Genomic DNA, 20658 nt, shown 5'->3' on the forward strand with positions numbered 1-20658 from the left:
ATCGGTCGTGCCGGTGCGCTGCGATTCCCGCGTGTTTACACCGTCTGTGATTTGCTTTGGCTCGTCTAGCACACGCGTCGCGCATCGTCTGGCGTTGTATCCAGCGAATCGAATTCCTCCGATTGGATCGAGCTACGGCGAAGTAGAAACTAGTCAGTAGCTCAAGGGTATTGAACAACGGATCAATCTGACCTGCGGGCACAAAAGCCGGCAGTGAAGCTTCGTCTGGCACTCAGGCGAACGCGAGCAGGATCGGATCTGGTTCGTGTGCGCATCAAAGCAGGGTTGCAAGGCCCGTTAAACCTTGCGAATCTGGATAGATTATTAAGGATTGCAAAATGAATAAGACTTATCGTTCAGTCTGGAACGAAACCACTGGAACGTGGGTCGCGGCGCAGGAAAATGCTGTTGCGCGTGGGAAGAGCAAGTCCAAGGGCAAAGTGCTCGTTGCAGTGAGCGCAATTGGTGCCGGCGTTGCTGGACTCATGCTGCCGGGCGCCGCGTGGGCCGATATGTGCGTGTCTTGGGCATCTAACTCGTATATGAACTACATCCCCACCACCGGTACGGTAGCCGGCTGCTCGGCTTGGGGCAACACGGACATTATCGGCGACACCGCCGGGAAGTCGGCTTATACCGCCATCGGCCAAGGCAATACGCAGCTCGTCGTCAGCTCGACGCAGCAAGTGATCGCGTTCTCCCCGGGCTCGGCCGGCACCTACATTGCGAAGATGACCGCTGGTAGCGCCACGAATCCCGGCGTTCTGCTTTCCGGCCTCGCCGCAGGTGTGAGTACGCAGGATGCCGTCAACGTCAGCCAGCTCAAGCCCGCCGTGACGGCGCTTGGCGGCGGTGCTTCGATCAATGCGAGCACGGGCGCCGTTACGGGCCCGACCTACACGCTTACGAACGCCAACTCGATCACGGGGCAGCCGTCCACCACGGCACAGACGACGGTAGGTGGCGCGTTCGCCGAGGTCGACGCCGCGCTGGGGCAACTGAATACCACCATCAACAACATCGACAACATCAACAACGGCGGTGGCATCAAGTATTTCCACACGAATTCGACGCTCGCGGACTCGTCGGCGACGGGCACGAACGCCACGGCCATCGGTCCGGTGGCGACGGCTTCCGGCGTGAGCGCGATTGCGCTTGGCTCGAGCGCGAACGCAACCGGTAACTATTCGGAGGCGATCGGCAACAGTGCGACCGCATCGAATTTGGGGGATATTGCCCTGGGCGCATCCGCCACGGCCACGGGCGGCGGAACTTACTACGCAACGGCAATCGGCACGAATAGCTCCGCCAGTTCAAATGCGACCACTGCGATGGGCGCGAGCGCGAAAGCGACGCAGGACAGTGCTTCGGCGTTCGGCTATGGCGCGAATGCCTCGGGCGTGAGATCAACCGCAATCGGCACGAGCGCGGTGGCCTCGCAGACGGGCTCGATCGCAATCGGTGGGGGCGCGAATGCTTCGGTCGCGAACTCGGTGGCGCTGGGCAACAGCGCGACTACGGCTGCTGCGGTCGGCACGGCAAGCGGCGTGATCGGCGGCACGACCTACACCTACGCGGGCACGTCGCCCACGGGCACGGTGAGCGTTGGCTCGGCGGGCGCCGAGCGCACGATCACGAACGTGGCCGCTGGCCGTGTGACGGCTACCAGCACGGACGCGGTGAACGGTTCGCAGCTCTACGCCGCAGATACGCAGCTCACGGCCAATACCAACAGCATCACCACGCTTCAAGGCAATGTCACGACGCTGCAAGGGCAGATGGCAAACGCCGTCATGTACGACTCGTCGGCACATACCTCTGTGACGCTGGGCGGCACGGGTGCCTCGTCGGCGGTGGCGCTGCACAACGTGGCCAACGGCGCGCTGAGCGCAACGAGCACCGACGCGGTGAACGGTTCGCAGCTGAACGCGACGAACACGAACGTCACCAACCTCACAAACACCGTCAACAACATCAACAACGGCGGTGGCATCAAGTACTTCCACACGAATTCGACGCTCGCGGACTCGTCGGCGACGGGCACGAACAGCACGGCAATTGGTCCCGTCGCCTCGGCGTCGGGCATGTCCGCGATCGCGCTTGGCTCGAGCGCAACCGCAATCGGTAACTATTCGGAAGCGATCGGCAACGCTGCGCTCGCGTCGAATCTCGGGGATATTGCCCTGGGCGCATCCTCCACGGCCACGGGCGGTGGAACTTACTACGCAACGGCAATCGGCACGAATAGCTTCGCCAGTTCAAATGCCACGACCGCGATGGGCGCGAGCGCGAAAGCGACGCAGGACAGTGCTTCGGCGTTCGGCTATGGCGCGAATGCCTCGGGCGTGAGCTCAACCGCAATCGGCACGAGCGCGGTGGCCTCGCAGACGGGCTCGATCGCAATCGGTCGGGGCGCGAATGCTTCGGTCGCGAACTCGGTCGCGCTGGGCAATGGCGCGACCACGGCCGCCGCGGTCGGCACGGCAAGCGGCGTGATCGGCGGCACGACCTACGCCTACGCGGGCACGTCGCCCACGGGCACGGTAAGCGTGGGCTCGGCGGGCGCCGAGCGCACGATCACGAACGTGGCCGCTGGCCGTGTGACGGCCTCTAGCACGGACGGGGTGAACGGTTCGCAGCTTTTCGCGACTAATTCGAAGGTCACGCAGAACACGTCGGATATCTCCAATCTGTATAGCGAACTCACGAACATCAGCGGCGGCACTTCGCCTGATGCGGTGATGTACGACTCGTCGGCACATAGCTCGGTGACGCTGGGCGGCACGGGAGCCTCGTCGGCGGTGGCGCTGCACAACGTGGCCAATGGCGCGCTGAGCGCCACGAGCCTTGACGCGGTGAACGGCTCGCAGCTGTACGCGACGAACACGAATGTGTCGAACCTCGCGGGTAATGTGACGACCCTGGCTGGCGACATCACGTCGATCCAGGGTGACGTGACGACCATCAACGGCCAGATCACGAACATGCAAGGCCAGCTGGCCGATGCGGTTCTGTACGACTCGTCGGCACATACGTCGGTGACGCTGGGCGGCACGGGCGCCTCGTCGGCGGTGGCGCTGCACAACGTGGCCAATGGCGCGCTGAGCGCCACGAGCCTTGACGCGGTGAACGGCTCGCAGCTGTACGCGACGAACACGAATGTGTCGAACCTCGCGGGTAATGTGACGACCCTGGCTGGCGACATCACGTCGATCCAGGGTGACGTGACGACCATCAACGGCCAGATCACGAACATGCAAGGCCAGCTGAATGGCGAACTCGACAAGTGCGTGCCGCCGGCTCCGCCGCCGCCATCGCCGCCACCCGCTGAGCTGGCGAAACCGGTTTCGCTGTCAGCTGACGCGTTGTTCGACTTCGACAGCGCCGTGCTGAAGCCGGAAGGCAAAGAGATGGTCGATGGGCTCGCCCAACGCGTCCGCGATTCGCATGTGAAGCTCCACTTGCTGAAGGTCGACGGCTACACCGACCGATTCGGCTCGGCGGCGCATAACGAAAAGTTGTCGCAGCAACGTGCCCAGGCGGTGCTGAGCGCGCTGCAAGCCCAAGGCGTGACGGCAGAGCGCTTCGAAGTCAACGGCCGCGGCGCAGCCGATCCGGTGAAGTCGTGTCCGGGCAAGAAAGCGACGTCAGCAGTGGTTGCATGTCTTGCGCCTAACCGGCGCGTACAGATCTCCATGCAATAAGTGGGGAGCAAGGGCTGGTGCGTAGGGAGCGCCAGCCCGAGGGCGATCTCGTTGAGATCGTCTGGAGTGGTAGGGCGATTGCGGCGTGCCTTCGGGCACGCCGTTTTTTTATCTGCGACTTTCAAGATGGCAAGCTGCGCCGTGCCGCTCAATCCTTCTTCGCGACCGATGCCGGCTTGCCGAAAAGCTCGACGATCGAACGGTGCAGCGGATACTTTTCCGCAAGCGCGTTCACATCGGCGATCTCGAACTCGCTGAACTCGAACCCCGGCGCGACCGTGCAGCCGACGAGCGCATACGTGGACGGATCGCAGCAGCGCGCCGCGAACCAGTGCCCGGCCGGCACCACGGCCTGGAACACCGTGCCCGGATGGTCTAACGCATGCCCAAGCTTGCGCGTGGAGAGCACGCCGCGCTCGTCGATCGAGTGGATCTCGATGGGCGAGCCCGCGTAGAAGTGCCAGAGTTCGTCGGAGCGGATGCGGTGCCAGGCCGAATAGGCGCCATCCGCGAGCAGGAAATAGATCGCAGTCGAGGCCGCGCGCGTGCCGTCGGTCGTGGGCGCGCCGTCGCGGCGCACGAACTTGTCGGCGCGGTAAGTTTCGCTGTAGTAGCCGCCTTCGGGGTGCGGTTCGAGCCCGAAGCGGCGGATCAGTTCCTCGACTGCGGCATTCGCGGTTGTCATGGCGTGCGCCTCCGTGATGGGCCGGGTCGGCGGTGCAAACCCGATCGGGCCGGTATTAGCGTTCCTGTTCGTCGATCAGCGCGAGCAGCCCGCGCAACGCATGTGCGGCGGCTTGCGCGCGGATCTGCTCGCGGTCGCCTTTGAAGACCAGCGTTTCGACGCTCGTGTGCAACCGGTTGCTCCAGCCGAACGACACCATGCCGACTGGCTTCTCCGGCGTGCCGCCGCCGGGACCGGCGACCCCGGTGATCGCCAGCGAAACTTGTGCCCGGCTGTTGCTGAGCGCGCCTTCGGCCATCGCGCGCGCAACCGGCTCGCTTACGGCGCCGTGCTTCTCGATGAGTTCGGGCGGCACGCCGATCATCTCGGTCTTCGCCTGGTTCGAGTAAGTCACGAAGCCGCGCTCGAACCAGCCGCTGCTGCCTGAAATATCGGTGATGGCGGTGGCGACCATGCCGCCGGTGCAGGACTCGGCGGTCGCGAGCATGAGCCGCCCGTCGCGCAGCTTGTTGCCGACGCGGATGGCAAGTTGGTGGACGACGGAATCGGTAGGCATTGCAGCAATCCGTTGAAGTGGCGGCCAGGTGGGCTTAGACCGACATGCGCCAGAGCGCAATGACGAGCAGCGTAAAGAAAGCGGCGACGATGTCGTCGAGCATGATGCCGAGGCCGCCCTTGAAGCGCCGGTCGAAATAGCGGATGGGCGGCGGCTTCACCATATCGAAGAAACGGAAGACCACGAAGGCCCAGAGCCGGCCCATGAAATCGACGGGCATGATCATCAGCAGCACGAGCCAGAATGCAACGATCTCGTCCCAGACAATGGCGGAAGGGTCCTCCACGCGCAGTTTGTTCGCCGTGAACCCGGTGATGCCGATGCCCGCGAAGAAGCCCACGATGATCAGCAGTCCCCACTCGGTCACGGTGAGGTAGCGGTTGAGCACTTCGAACGCCGCCCACGCGAAGAGTGTGCCGGCGGTGCCGGGCGCGAGGCGCGAGAGCCCCGAACCGAAGCCGAGCGAGATGATGTGAAGCGGATGCGTGAGCATGAACGGCGCGTCGGCGCGGCGCGGGCCGCCAGGCTGGGGTTCCGGTCGCCCGGCCGTCGCGAGTTCGTCGGCGGGAGAGGGCGTGGGGTCAGTCTGCATGGAAATGGTCGAAACCTTGCAACTTCAGGTTGAGCGGTTTGCACGCGGCGTCGCGCCAGGCGATTGCGGGCGTGGCCTGAGGCGACGTGAGGGCACTCATTGTACCGATGCGCGTGACGCGCACGCCCACCTGTTGCGCGGCCGCCTCGACCGCTGCGCGTTGCGCCGGCGCCGCCGTGAAGCACAGTTCGTAATCGTCGCCGCCCGCGAGCGCGCATTGCATTTGCACGTCGCGCGGCAGGCGCGCGAGAGCGGGCGAGAGCGGCAGGGTATCGACGTCGATCGTCGCAGCGAGGTTCGAACGCTCCAGAATGTGGCGCAGGTCGCCGGCCAGCCCATCCGATACATCGAGCGCCGCGCGCGCGACGCCACGCAGCGCGAGGCCGAGCGACACCCGCGGCTCGGGGTATTCGAGCGCGCGGCGAAAGTGCGCGGCGTCCTGCTCGCTCACTTGCCATTCGCTTCTCAATACGCCAAGGCCCGCGCGCGCGTCGCCGGGCGTGCCGGAGACCCAGATGTCGTCGCCCGCCTGCGCGGCGTCGCGCCGAAGTGCGGCATCCTGACGCACCGAGCCGAGCACCGTAAGGCAAAGATTGAGCGGGCCCGCCGTGGTGTCGCCCCCGATCAGCTCGCAGTCAAAGCGGTCAGCCAGCTCGAAAAGGCCCGCGCTGAACGCGGCCAGCCAGTCCTCGTTCGGCTTGGGGAGCGCGAACGCCAGCGTGAATCCCAGCGGCTGCGCGCCCATTGCGGCAAGGTCTGACAGATTGACGGCGAGCGCCTTGTGGCCGAGCGCGTGCGGTTCGATATCTGGGAAGAAATGGCGGCCTTCCACCAGCATATCCGTCGAGACGGCCAGCATTTCACCAGGAGCGGGCGCGATGAGCGCGCAGTCGTCGCCGATGCCGAGCGCGGCGCGTTGTGTGTTCGTTCGGGCGCGTCGCGCGAAATAACGGTCGATCAGGGAGAACTCGGAAAGCATGTCGAAAGGTCTATGACAATTGGCGTGTCCGACGCTGCGAAGGGCGTGCTGGCGCGCCGTTCCACTCATTGCGGTCGTGGCACCTGCGCCCGAACTGTAAGGAATGCTGTCGGAGATTGGCGCTACAATGCCTTCGAATTAGCGTTCGAGTTGTTATTCTAATCTGCACTAACGCCCTGCCTCCCATGTCGAATCCCGCCACGAACAAACTCCGCGAAGCCGCACTCGACTATCACGAGTTTCCCACGCCGGGGAAGATCGCGATTGCGCCGACCAAGCAGATGATCAATCAGCGCGACCTCTCGCTCGCGTACTCGCCGGGCGTTGCATTCGCGTGCGAGGCGATCGTCGAGAATCCGCTCAACGCCGCGCGCTTCACTGCGCGCAGCAACCTCGTGGGCGTCGTGTCGAACGGCACGGCCGTGCTCGGCCTCGGCAACATCGGGCCGCTCGCGTCGAAGCCCGTGATGGAAGGCAAGGCGGTGCTCTTCAAGAAGTTCGCCGGCATCGACGTGTTCGACATCGAGCTGAACGAGTCGGACCCGCACAAGCTCGTCGACGTGATCGCGGCGCTTGAGCCGACGTTTGGCGGCATCAACCTTGAAGACATCAAGGCGCCGGAGTGCTTCATCGTCGAGCGTGAGGCGCGCAAGCGCATGAAGATTCCGGTCTTCCACGACGACCAGCACGGCACCGCCATCGTGGTGGCGGCGGCCTTCACCAACGGCCTGAAGGTCGTGGGCAAGGACATCAAGGAAGTGAAGCTCGTCGCCTCGGGCGCGGGCGCGGCGGCGCTGGCGTGCCTCGATCTGCTCGTCGACCTTGGCCTGCCGCTCGAAAACATCGTTGTGACCGACCTCGCCGGCGTGGTCTACAAGGGCCGCACCGAGCTGATGGACCCGGACAAGGAGCGCTTCGCACGCGAGACCAACGCGCGCACGCTGGCCGAAGTGATCGAAGGCGCGGATATCTTCCTCGGCCTTTCCGCGGGCGGCGTGCTCAAGCAGGACATGGTCAAGCAGATGGCCGCGAAGCCGCTCATTCTTGCGCTGGCCAATCCCACGCCGGAAATCCTGCCGGAGCTCGCACTCGAAGTGCGCCCGGACGCCGTGCTCGCCACGGGCCGCACGGACTACCCGAACCAGGTGAACAACGTTCTCTGCTTCCCGTTCATCTTCCGCGGCGCGCTCGACGCGGGTGCGACCACCATCACGCGTGAGATGGAAATTGCCGCGGTGAATGCGATTGCGGAGCTGGCGCGCCAGGAGCAGAGCGACGTGGTGGCCACGGCTTACGGCATCCAGGATCTGCAGTTCGGGCCTGAGTACCTCATTCCGAAGCCCTTCGACCCGCGCCTGATCGTCAAGATCGCGCCGGCCGTGGCCAAGGCGGCAATGGACTCGGGCGTTGCGACCCGGCCGATCGAGGACATGGACGCCTACGAGCAGCACCTCCAGCAGTTCGTCTACCACAGCGGCACGACCATGAAGCCGATCTTCCAGCTCGCGCGCGCCGTGGAGCCGGAGAAGAAGCGCATCGTGTTCGCCGAGGGCGAAGAGGAGCGCATCCTGCGCGCGGTGCAGATCGTAGTCGACGAAAAGCTCGCAAAGCCCATCCTGATCGGCCGCCCTTCGGTGATCGAGCAGCGCATTGCGCGTTACGGCCTGCGTCTCGTGGCCGGCCAGGATTACACGGTCGTGAACACCGACCACGACGAGCGCTACCGCGAGTTCTGGCAGAGCTACGCGAAGCTCATGGCGCGCAAGGGCATCACGCAGCAAATGGCGAAGCTCGAAATGCGTCGCCGCACGACGCTGATCGGCTCGATGCTTGTGGAAAAGGGCGAAGCCGACGGCATGATCTGCGGCACGGTCAGCACGACGCACCGCCACCTGCACTTCATCGACCAGGTGATCGGCAAGAAGGCGGGCTGCAACGTCTATGCGGCAATGAACGCGCTCGTGCTGCCGAACCGCCAGATTTTTATCGTCGACACGCACGTCAACGTCGACCCGACGCCGGAGCAGCTCGCGGAAATCACCATCATGGCGGCCGAGGAAGTGCGCCGCTTCGGCATCGAGCCGAAGATCGCGCTGTGCTCGCACTCGAACTTCGGTTCGAGCAACGCGCCTAGCGCGCAAAAGATGCGCGACCTGCTCGAGATCCTCCAGGAGCGTGCGCCGGACCTGCATGTGGACGGCGAAATGCACGGCGACGTGGCGATCGACGCGAACCTGCGCAAGGAGATCCTGCCGGAGTCGACGCTCGAAGGCGAAGCGAATCTGCTCATCATGCCGAACATCGACGCGGCGAACATTTCCTACAACCTGCTCAAGACGGCGGCGGGCAACAACATCGCCATCGGGCCGATCCTGCTGGGCGCGGCCAAGCCCGTGCACGTGCTGACGGCTTCCGCCACGGTGCGCCGCATCGTCAACATGACGGCGCTGCTCGTCGCGGACGTGAACGCGGCGCGTTAAGCCCACTCGCACAGGTTACCGGCAGCGCCGGTAACGCGGTCCACAAAATCGGCGTGCTCCTGCAAGCGAGCGCGCCGATTTTTTTTACCTGCGAGATCGAGCTTGATCGCCCAAAATCGCGCAAAATGAAATTGTAAAATTTGCCGGTCCGACCCTTGTGCGGAGTCAAGCGCTGGTCGTCCTCGCCCGACTAACGTTGCTTCCAGGCATCATTAGCGATACCCTTACACCTTTCATGGTCGTCGAACGCGTAACCAGGGAAGCGGGAACCCGGCGATGGCGCATCGTCTAACTCATTGTTTCGGCGACGGTTTATCGGACTTACCGCGTAGTTTGCGGCGCGCCGCGGTGGTGGCGCTGGTCGCAACCGCCGCGCTGGCAGCAGGCGGCGCTCAGGCGCGCACGAGTCAGCCGGAAGATGCGGGTAATTCGGTCGGCAGCATTTCGGTCAACGAACTTCCGCGTGAGGCGGTGGGCACGTTGAGCCTGATTGCAGCGGGCGGCCCGTTCCCTTACGAGAAAGACGGCGTCGTATTCGGGAATTTTGAGCGGATATTGCCACCGCACCCGCGGGGCTACTATCACGAGTACACGGTCCCGACGCCGAACGCGCACAACCGCGGCGCCAAGCGCATTGTTTGCGGCGGCCCGCGCAAGCGGACCGACAACTGTTACTACTCCGACGACCACTACGCCAGTTTCAGGCGAATTATTGATTGACACCGGGATGAGCGGCATGAGCGATAACGTTTACGCGCACGACCCTCGGGTCGCGAGCGATCTGTTCGCGTCCGGGGAGGGCAACCTGTTCCAGCGCGTCATGCAGTTGAAGCAAGACAGCGAGGCGCGCCAGGAGGAGGCGGGGCTTTCATCGAACGAGGGGGCCATGAGCCTGTTTTCGACCGTGCAGCCGAATATTGTCCAGTCGATCCGGGCGTTTCGCATTCAGGATCTCTCGGACGAAGCCCAGCGGCTGCAGCAGCATTTCCTCTATGCGTTCTGCGCAAATGCGCAAACCAAGCAGGAAGTGCTCGAAACCATTGCCACGTCGTTTCTGTTTCCGAAGCATTTCGGCAAGAACTACGATGGTTTGTACGACTGCCTGACCGATCTGGTACAAAAAGCCGGCGAGCAGCCGGGTTTCGTGATCGTGCTGGAAGGACTGCCGATTGCCCAGAAGTTCGACAAGGACGGGCGTGAGACGCTGCTCGACGTATTTCGAGAGGCTTCGGAATACTGGGCGGAGCGCAAGGTGCCGTTCCGCGTTTTTTATTCGTTCGCCTGACCTTCGACTAACGTTCCGTCGCGCGCATGCGACAGAAAGCCACAAGCCCGCCTTTGCGCGGGCTTTGTCATTTTTACCAGCGGTTTGCCTGGCTGCGTCGCTTTACCAGCCACCCCAGCGGGCGGCGAGCGCCGAGAGCACGGCGATCCCCGCCGTTTCGGTGCGTAGCACGCGCGGCCCGAGTCCCACGGCGATGAAGCCGTGGTCGAGTGCCGCCGCTTCTTCCGGCGACGAAAATCCGCCCTCAGGCCCGACCAGCACTGTCACCTCGCCCGAAGGCGGGTCGATCGGCAAGGTCGAGAACGACACGTTGGCGCGCGGCGAGAGGAGCACACGCAGTTCGCCTTCGCCGGGGCGCTTGGGCAGCGAGCCAAGCCACGTGGCGATTTCGCGCGTGGGCGCGACATCGGGCATGCGGTTGCGCCCGCACTGTTCGCACGAGGCTTGCACGATGCGTTGCCAGTGCGCCTGGCGGCGCACGGCTCGCTCGCCCGACAGTCGCACAACACTGCGCGAGGTGGTGAGCGGCACGAAGTTCGTCGCCCCCAGTTCGACGGCCTTTTCGATCAGCCAGTCCATCTTGTCGCTGCCCGCAATGCCTTGGGCGAGCGTGAGCCGGTAAGGCGGCTCGGCCTCGAAGTCGCGATATGGGCCGATGCGCACCTGCGTGTCGCGGCGCTCCATTTCGAGAATCTCGGCGCTGTACTCGCCGCCAAGACCGTTGAACAGCACGATGGTGTCACCGGGCTGCAGGCGCAGCACCTGGATATGACGCGTGACTTCGTCGGGAAGGGTGACAACCTCGTCGGATTGCAGGGCGCTGCCGACGAAAAAGCGGGGCATAAGACTATTTCTCATTGATTCAGGACAAGTGGCGAGCAAGCGCCCAGCGGTAACCGTCGAGGTCTTCGACCTGCGCGAAGCGGTCCCCCCAGAATTGGTCCTGTGGCTCGCTCAGCGATTTCGCGCCGGCTTCGAGCGCCCGCGCATAAACCGCGTCGACATCGTCGACGTACAGATAAAAAGATTGCGGCGCGACGGTCTGTGCGCTTTGGGGCGTGCGCGCCGTCGAACCGAATGCACCCTCCGGCGCGAACATGACGATCAACTGATCGTGGTACGTCATTTCCACATGCATGACCGCGCCGTCGTCCTCGACGCTATCGCGTAACGCAAAACCGAAGGCCGCCTGATAAAAGCCTAGCGAGGTGCGCGCATCGCGCACCGTCAGATACGGTGTCAGCCACGGCACGCCGGCGGGGCGGGGTGGGGTCATCGAGTCTCTCCAGATTCGCGGTTAGGATCAGGCGCCGGCCGCCGCTCTGAGCGTGGGCACGCGCGAAGAAGGCGTGTGGAACCCGCCATTGTCCATGGACAGGGCCACTAAGGCTGTAGGAATTCGCCTAGTTTATCTCTCGCAGTGAATGGGACTTCTAAGAGCGTAGCGTGCAATTTAGCATCGTAATATCGCAAACCTTCGATTTGACGCTCGGCCATGCGAGCCTCAAGTGTGGGCAGATCGGCACTGGCAGGGTCGAGCGCGTCGCTCGCGATCGCCATGAGCCAGAGTGAGCCGTATAGCGGCACGTAGGCGGCGAGCGGGCGAACAACGGCGAACGCCGCGCGCAGTCCGCCGAGCAGCGCGCCTACGCGCTGCCCATGGTGGAACGGAGAGCCCAGATGGAGCGAGACGAGGGCGTCGGCGCTCATCACGCGCTTGAGCGCGGCATAGAACGCCGGTGTGTAGAGCCCGGCGGCCGGCGAATCCGGTGGCGTCAGATCAAAGATGACGAGGTCGAAACGCTCCTGCGCTGAGGCGACAAACGCCACCGCGTCGCCGATCACGAGTTCCACGCGTGGATCTTCGAAGGCGTCGCCGCGTACCTCGGGCAGATAGTCTCCTGTCAGGCGCACCACGTCCGGGTCCAGTTCGGCCACGACGATGCGCTCGATGCCCGGGTGGCGCAACAACTGGCGCGCCGCGCCGCCGTCGCCGCCGCCCAGCACGAGCGCGGCGCGCGGTGCGGGGTGGGTGAGCGCGGCCGGGTGCGTCATGCACTCGTGATAGATGAACTCGTCGCCGGCAGAGGTCATCGGGCGGCCGTCCAACGTGAAGAGGCAGCCCAGTTGCGACGTGTCCCAGACTTCGATGCGCTGCCACGGCGTATCGGCCGCGGCGAGGCGGCGCGCGCCTGGAAAGCCGTAGAGCGCGTCTGCCGCGGGATGAAAGAGGAGGGCGTCGGTCACAGAGGTCGAGATGCGCTGCTGCTGCGCCGGAGCGCGCAAAAATCGCACAGAAAATGGGGCCAGCAGAGACATTATAGGGGGTGTGGACTGCACCCGGCCGCGACAGAAGCAACGAGAAGACAACGGCGCGAACGGCGCACACCCCGCGCCCTACGACCAGGGATAATCCCCACGATCTGCTAGAATATTGTGCTTTGCAGCCCTCTCCGTTTGCTCCGGCCGTTTCGCGTCTCCTGGCGCCGCATGTGCGCCCGAGCGGGCGATTTGCCGAGCTTCCGGACCCCCGCGCTGCTGTGTGCGCCCGCTGTTTGCGCTGTTCGCGACCTGCGCCGCCCACGCCGCTTTTTGCACACTTCCGGACTCGACATGACGACCTCGTCCTCCGCCTCCCCCGCTACCACCCAGTTGATGGCCAACGCCATTCGTGCGCTGTCCATGGACGCCGTTCAGCAAGCGAACTCCGGTCACCCCGGCATGCCCATGGGCATGGCCGAGATCGCTGTTGCGCTGTGGTCGCGCCATCTGCGCCATAACCCGACGAATCCGCTCTGGAGCGATCGCGACCGCTTCGTGCTGTCGAACGGCCACGGCTCGATGCTGCTGTACTCGCTGCTGCACTTGACGGGCTACGACCTGCCGATCGCGGAACTCAAGAACTTCCGTCAGCTGCACTCGAAGACGCCGGGCCACCCCGAGTTCGGCATCACGCCGGGCGTCGAGACGACCACGGGCCCGCTCGGCCAGGGTCTGGCGAACGCGGTCGGCATGGCGCTCGCTGAAGCGCTGCTCGCAGCGGAGTTCAACAAGGCCGACGCGAAGATCGTCGATCACCACACGTATGTGTTCCTCGGCGACGGCTGCCTGATGGAAGGCATCTCGCACGAAGCCTGCTCGCTCGCCGGCACGCTGAAGCTGAACAAGCTGATCGCGCTGTACGACGACAACGGCATCTCGATCGACGGCGACGTGGTCAACTGGTTCCACGACAACACGCCGGAGCGCTTCGAAGCCTACGGCTGGAACGTGGTCCCGCACGTGGACGGCCATGACGTGGACGCGGTCGACGCGGCCATCCAGAAGGCCAAGGCCTCGGACAAGCCCACGCTGATCTGCTGCAAGACCATCATCGGCAAGGGCGCGCCGACCAAGCAGGGCGGCCACGACGTGCACGGCGCCGCGCTCGGCGCGGAAGAAATCGCCAAGTGGCGCGAAGCCGCAGGCTGGAAGTGGGAGCCGTTCACGCTGCCGCAAGACGTCTACGCAGACTGGGACGCCAAGGACGCAGGCGCCAAGTTCGAAGCAGCATGGAACGAACAGTTCGCCGCGTACAAGTCGAAGTACCCGACCGAAGCCGCCGAGTTCGAGCGCCGCATGGCTCACAAGCTGCCCGCCGACTGGGCGCAGAAGGCCGCCGCAATCGTCGCTGGCGCGGATTCGAAGAAGGAAACGGTCGCCACGCGCAAGGCTTCGCAGCAGGCCATCGAAGGCCTCGCCGCGGCGCTGCCCGAACTGCTGGGCGGCTCGGCCGACCTGACCGGCTCGAACCTGACCAACTGGAAGGCTTCGAAGCCCGTGCGCGCCGCCAAGGCCGGCGAGACCGGCATCCAGTGGGGCAACCACATCAACTACGGCGTGCGCGAGTTCGGCATGAGCGCGGCGCTCAACGGCCTTAACCTGCACGGCGGCTACAAGGCGTTCGGCGGCACGTTCCTCACGTTCTCGGACTACAGCCGCAATGCGCTGCGCGTGGCCGCGCTGATGAAGTGCCCGTCGATCTTCGTGTTCACGCACGACTCGATCGGTCTCGGCGAAGATGGCCCGACGCACCAGTCGATCGAGCAGGTCGCAAGCCTGCGCCTGATCCCCAACATGACGCTCTGGCGTCCGGCCGACACCGTGGAAACCGCGGTGGCCTGGACCGAGTCGATCTCGCATCACGGTCCGTCGAGTCTCATTTTCAGCCGTCAGAACCTGCAGTTCAACGAGCGCACGGACGCGCAGATCGCAAACATCGCCAAGGGCGGCTACGTGCTCAAGGACTGGAACGACGACATCCCGAGCCGCAAGATCATCCTGATCGCCACGGGCTCCGAAGTCGAACTGGCGGTGAAGGCCGTCGAAGCGCTGCAGCGCGAAGGCATCGGCGCCCGCGTGGTGTCCATGCCTTCGACCAACGTGTTCGACAAGCAGGACGCCGAATACAAGGAGCGCGTGCTGCCCAAGGGCGTGCGCCGCGTCGCGATCGAAGCCGGGGTGACCGACTTCTGGCGCAAGTACGTGGGCCTGGAAGGCGGCGTGGTCGGTATCGACACGTTCGGCGAATCGGCCCCGGCTGGCGTGCTGTTCAAGCACTTCGGCTTCACGGTCGATCACGTCGTGGCGACGGCCAAGGCCGCGCTCGACAACTAAGCATGCGTTACGGGCCCGCCTGATCGGCAAGATCTGGCGGGCCCGCTGCCTTGAGCGTTCCGCCTGGCCGTCCCCAGCCCGGCATTGACGCCAGCGCAGCACTGGTTTCAGAATTTTTCAGCCCTTTAGGAGATAAACCATGACCATTCGCGTCGCTATCAACGGCTACGGCCGCATCGGCCGTAACACGCTTCGCGCGTTCTACGAGAACGGCAAGAAGCACGACATCCAGATCGTTGCGATCAACGACCTGGGTGACGCGAAGACCAACGCGCATCTGACGCAATACGACACGGCACACGGCAAGTTCCCGGGTGAAGTCACGGTGGACGGCGACTACCTCGTCGTCAACGGCGACAAGATCCGCGTGCTGGCCAACCGCAACCCGGCCGAGCTGCCGTGGGGCGAGCTGGGCGTCGACGTCGTGATGGAATGCACGGGCTTCTTCACGACCAAGGAAAAGGCAAGCGCGCACATCAAGGGCGGCGCGAAGAAGGTCATCATCTCGGCGCCGGGCGGCAAGGACGTCGACGCGACCATCGTCTACGGCGTGAACCACAACGTGCTGAAGGCTTCGGACACGGTCATCTCGAACGCATCGTGCACGACGAACTGCCTGGCGCCGCTCGTCAAGCCGCTGAACGACAAGATCGGCCTCGAAACCGGCCTGATGACGACGATCCACGCGTACACGAACGACCAGGTTCTGACCGACGTGTACCACGAAGATCTGCGCCGCGCGCGCTCGGCCACGCACAGCCAGATCCCGACGAAGACGGGCGCGGCTTCGGCTGTCGGCCTCGTGCTGCCGGAACTGAACGGCAAGCTGGACGGCTACGCGATTCGCGTCCCGACCATCAACGTGTCGATCGTCGACCTCTCGTTCATCGCCAAGCGCGACACGACGGTTGAAGAAGTCAACGCCATCATGAAGGAAGCGTCGGAAGGCGCGCTCAAGGGCATCCTGGGCTACAACGACGCACCGCTGGTGTCGATCGACTTCAACCACAACCCGGCATCGTCGACGTTCGACTCCACGCTCACGAAGGTCTCGGGCCGTCTCGTGAAGGTGTCGAGCTGGTACGACAACGAGTGGGGCTTCTCGAACCGCATGCTGGACACGGCTGTGGCACTCGCGAACGCGAAGTAAGCACGCTCGACGCTGCATCGAAAAACCGCCCTGAAGTGATTCGGGGCGGTTTTTTTTCGTCCTTATTTTTCGATTGCGCTTTGGGAGGCGGCGGCGAACGCGGGCGGCGTGGGGAAGTAAACACCCGCGCGCTGTGCTGCATTGGCGATGTGTGCCTCGATTGCCTCGCCGGCCGCCGCCGAGTCGCGCGCCTTGAGCGCCACCACGATCAGGCCGTGCTCGCGATGCGTGGAAAGCACGCGCTCGCGCCGGTAGAACGGCATGCGCTGGCTTTCTTTCATGATGTCGGCGCTGCTGCGCAGGATCGACTCGATCGCCGCATTGCCCGCGAGATTGACGATGCGCATGTGGAACTCGAAGTCGAGTTGCGCGGCTTCGTCGAGTTCGTCGCAGGCAAGGGCGCTGTGTAGCGCCTCGGTGTTCGCCTCGAGCCACGCGACGTCGGCGTCGCCAATGGCGAGCGCCGCCATGCGCGCGGCGAAGCCTTCGAGCGCGTAACGCATCTGGTAGGTGTCGGGCAGCGATGACTGGTCCGCGAAACGCCACGGGTGAGCGTTCGTGGCCTGTGCGCTCGTCACGTACACGCCCTTGCCCGCGCGGATCGACAGCATGCCGAGCGCTTCGAGCGTCGAGAGCGCCTCGCGCAGCGACGCACGGCTGATCGCCAGTTCCTCGGAAAGCTGCCGCTGCGCGGGCAGCAGGCTGCCGACCGGATACAAGCCGCCCTCGATCCGTTCGCGGATCGTGGCGATGGCGGCGTCGGTAACGGTGTGCGGAACGTTCTTCATCGGTTGGCGCGGGCGGCATTCGCGTGGTCTGACCGGTATTGTAGTCCTGTGCGGCTTCGCTGCATGACGCACCGCGTCAAAGCCCTTCGCGCCGCCACGCAAGGCATCCGGATCCGGCCCGCAAACTGGTCAGACCGCACAAGGGTAAACACCCCGCCTCCCAACCTTGACTCCAGTATATCGGCTTCCTACTATCCGCCATAACAGTGCTGGTCAGACCAGTCAGAACAGTTGCTTGCTCCCCCTTGCTCAGTAGGAGACAGTCGTGACGAAGTTCTTCAATTCGCTGTTTGGTCGCGTAGTGATCGCCCTCGTGCTGGGCATCGTGCTAGGCGCGGTGTTTCCCCATTTCGCCCAATCGTTGCGGCCGCTCGGCGACGGCTTTCTCAAGCTCATCAAGATGGTGATCGGGCCCATTGTGTTCTGCGTGGTCGTGAGCGGCATGGCGCACGCGGGCGACCTCAAGAAGGTGGGCCGTGTGGGCCTGAAGTCGGTGGTGTATTTCGAGGCGATGACGACCGTCGCGCTCGTGATCGGCGCCGTGCTCGCGTACCTCACGCGTCCGGGCGCGGGCATGAACGTGGATCTGCGTTCGCTCGACGCCGCCTCGCTTGCGAGCTACACCGAGCACGCCAAGAGCCTGAAGGACACAGCCGGCTTCCTGCTGAAGATCATTCCCGAGACGGCCTTCGACGCCTTCGCGAAGGGCGATATCCTGCAGATTCTCGTGTTCTCGGTGCTGTTCGGCAGCGCGCTCTCGCTGCTCGGCCCCAAGGCGCAGCGCGTGAACAGCCTGATCGACGAACTCTCGCAGGTGTTCTTCCGCGTGATGGGCTTCATCATCAAGCTCGCGCCGCTTGGCGTACTCGGCGCAATCGCGTTCACGACCGGCACGTACGGCGTGGCTTCGCTCAAGCAACTCGGGCTGCTCGTGATCGTGTTCTACGCGAGCTGCATCGTGTTCGTCGCGGTCGTGCTCGGCATCGTCATGCGCATGGCGGGCTTCAGTGTGTTCAAGCTGATCCGCTACCTGCGCGAAGAACTCTCGATCGTGCTCGGCACCGCTTCGTCGGACGCCGTGCTGCCGCAGATCATGCGCAAGCTCGAATGGATGGGCGTGAAGGATTCCACCGTGGGTCTCGTGATCCCGACGGGCTACTCGTTCAACCTCGACGGCTTTTCGATCTACCTCACGCTCGCCGTGATCTTCATCGCGCAGGCGACCAACACGCCGCTGTCGATGCACGACCTCATCGTCGTGGTGCTGGTTTCGCTCATCACCTCGAAGGGTGCGCACGGCATTCCCGGCTCGGCGATCGTCATTCTCGCCGCCACGCTTTCCGCCATTCCCGCGATTCCCGTGCTCGGCCTCGTGCTGATTCTGCCGGTGGACTGGTTCGTCGGCATCGCCCGCGCGCTGACGAACCTGATCGGCAACTGCGTGGCGACGGTGGTGGTCGCGGTGTGGGAGCACGACATCGACAAGGTGCGTGCAAAGCGCGTGCTGAACCTCGACGAAGGCTTCCTCTACGTGCCCGCAGGCGACAGCGACGCAGACACAGCGCATGGCGAAGACAGCGCGCTCGGCGGCAAGCACGCGCATGCCTGAACCCTGGCGGCGCATTTTTCGATCAACTGACCCACTCAAGCGAACGACACCATCATGGCCATTCCGACTCTCGACCCCAACGCCCCCGCTTTCACGCGCCGCTACATGAACCTTGCCGATCCGCGTCTGGGCGCCCGCGCGCTCCACGCGAGCGACGAGTTCTTCGCGCCCAAGGAGCGCATGCTCGACCCGCAGCCCGCAGTCTTCATCCCCGGCAAGTACGACGACCACGGCAAGTGGATGGACGGCTGGGAAACGCGCCGCAAGCGCACGACGGGCCACGACTTTTGCATCGTGCGCCTCGCGCGCCCTGGCGTGATCTACGGTCTGGATCTCGACACGAGCCATTTCACGGGCAACTTTCCGCCGGCGGCTTCGATCGAGGCGTGCTACGCGCAGCCTGGCGACGATGAAACGCCAGGAGAGAACGCCGACTGGCAGACCATCGTCCCGGCGACGAGCTTGCAGGGCAATCAGCATCACTACGTCGAGGTGCGCGATACGCGCGCGTTCACGCATCTGCGCGTGAATCTCTTTCCCGATGGCGGTCTCGCGCGCCTGCGCGTGTACGGCCAGCCGCGGCGCGACTGGAGCACGGTCGAGCGCGGCAGCCTCATCGATCTCGCGGCGATCGAAAACGGCGCTTATCTCGTCGCGGCCAACAACCAGCACTTCGGACTCGCCTCCACGATCCTCATGCCGGGGCGCGGCGTGAACATGGGCGACGGCTGGGAAACGCGCCGCCGCCGCGAACCGGGCAACGACTGGGCGATCGTGGCACTCGCGCGCCCGGGCATCATCCGCAAGATCGAAGTCGACACGGCGCACTTCAAGGGCAACTACCCGGACCGCTGCTCGCTTCAGGCGGCGAGCGTGACGGGCGGCACCGACGAATCGCTCATCACTCAGGCGATGTTCTGGCCGGAGCTGGTCGGCGAGCAGAAGCTCGAAATGGACAAGCAACACGTGTTCGAGAGCGGGATTGCCGCACTCGGCCCGGTCACGCACGTGCGTTTCAACATCTTCCCGGATGGCGGCGTCTCGCGCCTGCGCCTGTGGGGCGAACCTGTCTGATCGAGGAGCCGCGATGCAGATCCTGCACATGGAACCCCTGACGCGCGAGGCGTTCGCTGCCTTTGGCGACGTCATCGAACTCGACGGCGCGCGCCACTTTCCGATCAACGGCGGCACGACCGAGCGCTTTCACGATCTCGCCGCCATCGACGTGAACGAGGCGGGCGGCCGGCCCATCGTCAGCGTGTTTCGCGCCCAGCCGCGCGTGTGGCCCGTCGAGATCGCGATGATGGAGCGGCATCCGCTTGGCAGCCAGGCGTTCGTGCCGCTTGGCGACGCTGGCTACGCGGTGGTCGTCGCGCCCGCGGGCGAATTCGATCCGGCGGGGCTGCGCGCGTTCTGGGCCGGGCGCGGGCAGGGCGTCAATTACGCCAAAGGCGTCTGGCATCACCCCTTGCTCGCCTTCGAGCGGGTGAGCGACTTTGTGGTGATCGACCGCGGCGGCGCGCAGCCGAACTGCGATGAAATTGCGCTCGAGCAGCCCTGGCGGCTCGAACAACTCGACTCGTTGCTCGTGTCCGCCTGAGATCCGGCCGGATTTCCCCGAAGACCGGCTCGCCAAACGAAAACGCCCCGGCAGATCTGCCGGGGCGTTTCCTTTTCTGCGGGCTGTAAGCTGCGAGCGGTCAGTGCTTGCGGTGCGGGCAGTTTTCCTTCGTGCAGGCGCCGTACAGGGCGAGTGCGTGTTCCTGAAGCTTGAAGCCGCGCTCGTTGGCGATCATTTGCTGGCGCTTTTCGATTTCGGGGTCGAAAAATTCTTCAACGATTCCGCAGTCGAGGCACACGAGGTGGTCGTGGTGGCTGCCTTCGTTGAGCTCGAACACCGCCTTGCCCGATTCGAAGTTGCTGCGCGTGAGCAACCCAGCCTGCTCGAACTGCGTGAGGACCCGGTAGACCGTGGCGAGGCCGATGTCGAGCTCCTCGTTCAGCAGGTTGCGGTAGACGTCTTCAGCGGTGAGGTGACGAACCGGGCTGTGCTGAAAAATCTCCAGGATCTTGAGGCGAGGCAGCGTCGCCTTGAGGCCGATGTTCTTGAGATCGGTTGGATTGGTCATGACGATAAGTCCCTGGAGTACAATGCTAGGTTGTTATGTTAATGC

Annotated in this window: 18 protein-coding genes; 9 read left to right on the forward strand and 9 right to left on the reverse strand. The window is 64.4% G+C overall.

What is annotated here, in order from left to right; genetic code table 11:
- Window positions 1-338: 338 nt before the first annotated feature.
- Window positions 339-3704 carry an OmpA family protein gene (locus L0U83_RS01715; RefSeq protein ID WP_233879815.1) on the forward strand — a complete coding sequence of 1122 codons (3366 nt, stop codon included), beginning with the start codon at window positions 339-341 and terminating at the stop codon, window positions 3702-3704.
- 148 nt (window positions 3705-3852) lie between these two features.
- Here L0U83_RS01715 and L0U83_RS01720 read toward each other — a convergent pair whose 3' ends face one another.
- From L0U83_RS01720 to thiL, 4 genes are read right to left on the reverse strand one after another with little or no spacing between them, the layout of a single operon-like run.
- Window positions 3853-4389 (reverse strand): cupin domain-containing protein, encoded by a 537-nt coding sequence (locus tag L0U83_RS01720; RefSeq protein WP_233879817.1) that lies wholly within the window; start codon window positions 4387-4389, stop codon window positions 3853-3855.
- A gap of 55 nt (window positions 4390-4444) precedes the next feature.
- Window positions 4445-4945 carry a CinA family protein gene (locus L0U83_RS01725; protein WP_233879819.1) on the reverse strand — a complete coding sequence of 167 codons (501 nt, stop codon included), beginning with the start codon at window positions 4943-4945 and terminating at the stop codon, window positions 4445-4447.
- A 34-nt stretch (window positions 4946-4979) separates the two neighbouring features.
- Window positions 4980-5537 carry a phosphatidylglycerophosphatase A family protein gene (locus tag L0U83_RS01730; RefSeq protein ID WP_233879821.1) on the reverse strand — a complete coding sequence of 186 codons (558 nt, stop codon included), beginning with the start codon at window positions 5535-5537 and terminating at the stop codon, window positions 4980-4982.
- Window positions 5527-6516: a thiamine-phosphate kinase gene (gene thiL / locus L0U83_RS01735; protein ID WP_233879822.1), complete on the reverse strand. Its 990-nt coding sequence runs from the start codon at window positions 6514-6516 to the stop codon at window positions 5527-5529. Before thiL ends, L0U83_RS01730 begins: the two co-directional genes overlap by 11 nt.
- A gap of 185 nt (window positions 6517-6701) precedes the next feature.
- Here thiL and L0U83_RS01740 point away from each other — a divergent pair, with 185 nt between their 5' ends.
- The 3 genes from L0U83_RS01740 (at window position 6702) to L0U83_RS01750 (ending at window position 10281) form a co-directional block, all read left to right on the forward strand.
- Window positions 6702-8996 (forward strand): NADP-dependent malic enzyme, encoded by a 2295-nt coding sequence (locus tag L0U83_RS01740; RefSeq protein WP_233879824.1) that lies wholly within the window; start codon window positions 6702-6704, stop codon window positions 8994-8996.
- A gap of 276 nt (window positions 8997-9272) precedes the next feature.
- Entirely contained in the window at window positions 9273-9716 is a 444-nt protein-coding gene (locus tag L0U83_RS01745; RefSeq protein WP_233879826.1) for a ribonuclease, read from the forward strand.
- A gap of 7 nt (window positions 9717-9723) precedes the next feature.
- On the forward strand, window positions 9724-10281 hold the full coding sequence (locus L0U83_RS01750; RefSeq protein ID WP_233883616.1) for a barstar family protein: 558 nt from the start codon (window positions 9724-9726) through the stop codon (window positions 10279-10281).
- A gap of 102 nt (window positions 10282-10383) precedes the next feature.
- On the opposite strand, the gene L0U83_RS01755 is transcribed toward L0U83_RS01750, so the two are convergent.
- The 3 genes from L0U83_RS01755 to speE all read right to left on the reverse strand — a co-directional run bounded on the left by L0U83_RS01755 (window position 10384) and on the right by speE (window position 12528).
- Window positions 10384-11124 (reverse strand): 16S rRNA (uracil(1498)-N(3))-methyltransferase, encoded by a 741-nt coding sequence (locus L0U83_RS01755; protein ID WP_233879828.1) that lies wholly within the window; start codon window positions 11122-11124, stop codon window positions 10384-10386.
- 19 nt (window positions 11125-11143) lie between these two features.
- Window positions 11144-11557: a VOC family protein gene (locus tag L0U83_RS01760; protein ID WP_233879831.1), complete on the reverse strand. Its 414-nt coding sequence runs from the start codon at window positions 11555-11557 to the stop codon at window positions 11144-11146.
- Window positions 11558-11664: 107 nt separating this feature from the next.
- Window positions 11665-12528: a polyamine aminopropyltransferase gene (speE, locus tag L0U83_RS01765; protein ID WP_233879833.1), complete on the reverse strand. Its 864-nt coding sequence runs from the start codon at window positions 12526-12528 to the stop codon at window positions 11665-11667.
- Window positions 12529-12894: 366 nt separating this feature from the next.
- Between speE and tkt the strand changes: the two genes are divergently transcribed.
- Both tkt and gap read left to right on the forward strand, forming a co-directional pair.
- On the forward strand, window positions 12895-14937 hold the full coding sequence (tkt, locus tag L0U83_RS01770; protein WP_233879835.1) for a transketolase: 2043 nt from the start codon (window positions 12895-12897) through the stop codon (window positions 14935-14937).
- Window positions 14938-15076: 139 nt separating this feature from the next.
- Window positions 15077-16087 carry a type I glyceraldehyde-3-phosphate dehydrogenase gene (gene gap / locus L0U83_RS01775; RefSeq protein WP_233879843.1) on the forward strand — a complete coding sequence of 337 codons (1011 nt, stop codon included), beginning with the start codon at window positions 15077-15079 and terminating at the stop codon, window positions 16085-16087.
- 62 nt (window positions 16088-16149) lie between these two features.
- Here gap and L0U83_RS01780 read toward each other — a convergent pair whose 3' ends face one another.
- Entirely contained in the window at window positions 16150-16875 is a 726-nt protein-coding gene (locus L0U83_RS01780) for a FadR/GntR family transcriptional regulator (protein ID WP_069268413.1), read from the reverse strand.
- Window positions 16876-17140: 265 nt separating this feature from the next.
- Between L0U83_RS01780 and L0U83_RS01785 the strand changes: the two genes are divergently transcribed.
- From L0U83_RS01785 to L0U83_RS01795, 3 genes are read left to right on the forward strand one after another with little or no spacing between them, the layout of a single operon-like run.
- Window positions 17141-18484 (forward strand): C4-dicarboxylate transporter DctA, encoded by a 1344-nt coding sequence (locus L0U83_RS01785; RefSeq protein ID WP_233879845.1) that lies wholly within the window; start codon window positions 17141-17143, stop codon window positions 18482-18484.
- Between the two features lie 54 nt (window positions 18485-18538).
- Window positions 18539-19558, forward strand: a complete 1020-nt coding sequence (gene alc, locus L0U83_RS01790) for an allantoicase (protein WP_233879847.1) — start codon at window positions 18539-18541, stop codon at window positions 19556-19558.
- Window positions 19559-19571: 13 nt separating this feature from the next.
- Entirely contained in the window at window positions 19572-20084 is a 513-nt protein-coding gene (locus L0U83_RS01795) for an ureidoglycolate lyase (RefSeq protein WP_233879849.1), read from the forward strand.
- A gap of 100 nt (window positions 20085-20184) precedes the next feature.
- On the opposite strand, the gene fur is transcribed toward L0U83_RS01795, so the two are convergent.
- Window positions 20185-20613 carry a ferric iron uptake transcriptional regulator gene (fur, locus tag L0U83_RS01800; protein WP_065065157.1) on the reverse strand — a complete coding sequence of 143 codons (429 nt, stop codon included), beginning with the start codon at window positions 20611-20613 and terminating at the stop codon, window positions 20185-20187.
- Window positions 20614-20658 lie beyond the last annotated feature (45 nt).

The sequence above is a fragment of the Paraburkholderia flagellata genome, assembly GCF_021390645.1.
In the GTDB taxonomy this organism is placed as follows: Bacteria; Pseudomonadota; Gammaproteobacteria; order Burkholderiales; family Burkholderiaceae; genus Paraburkholderia; species Paraburkholderia flagellata.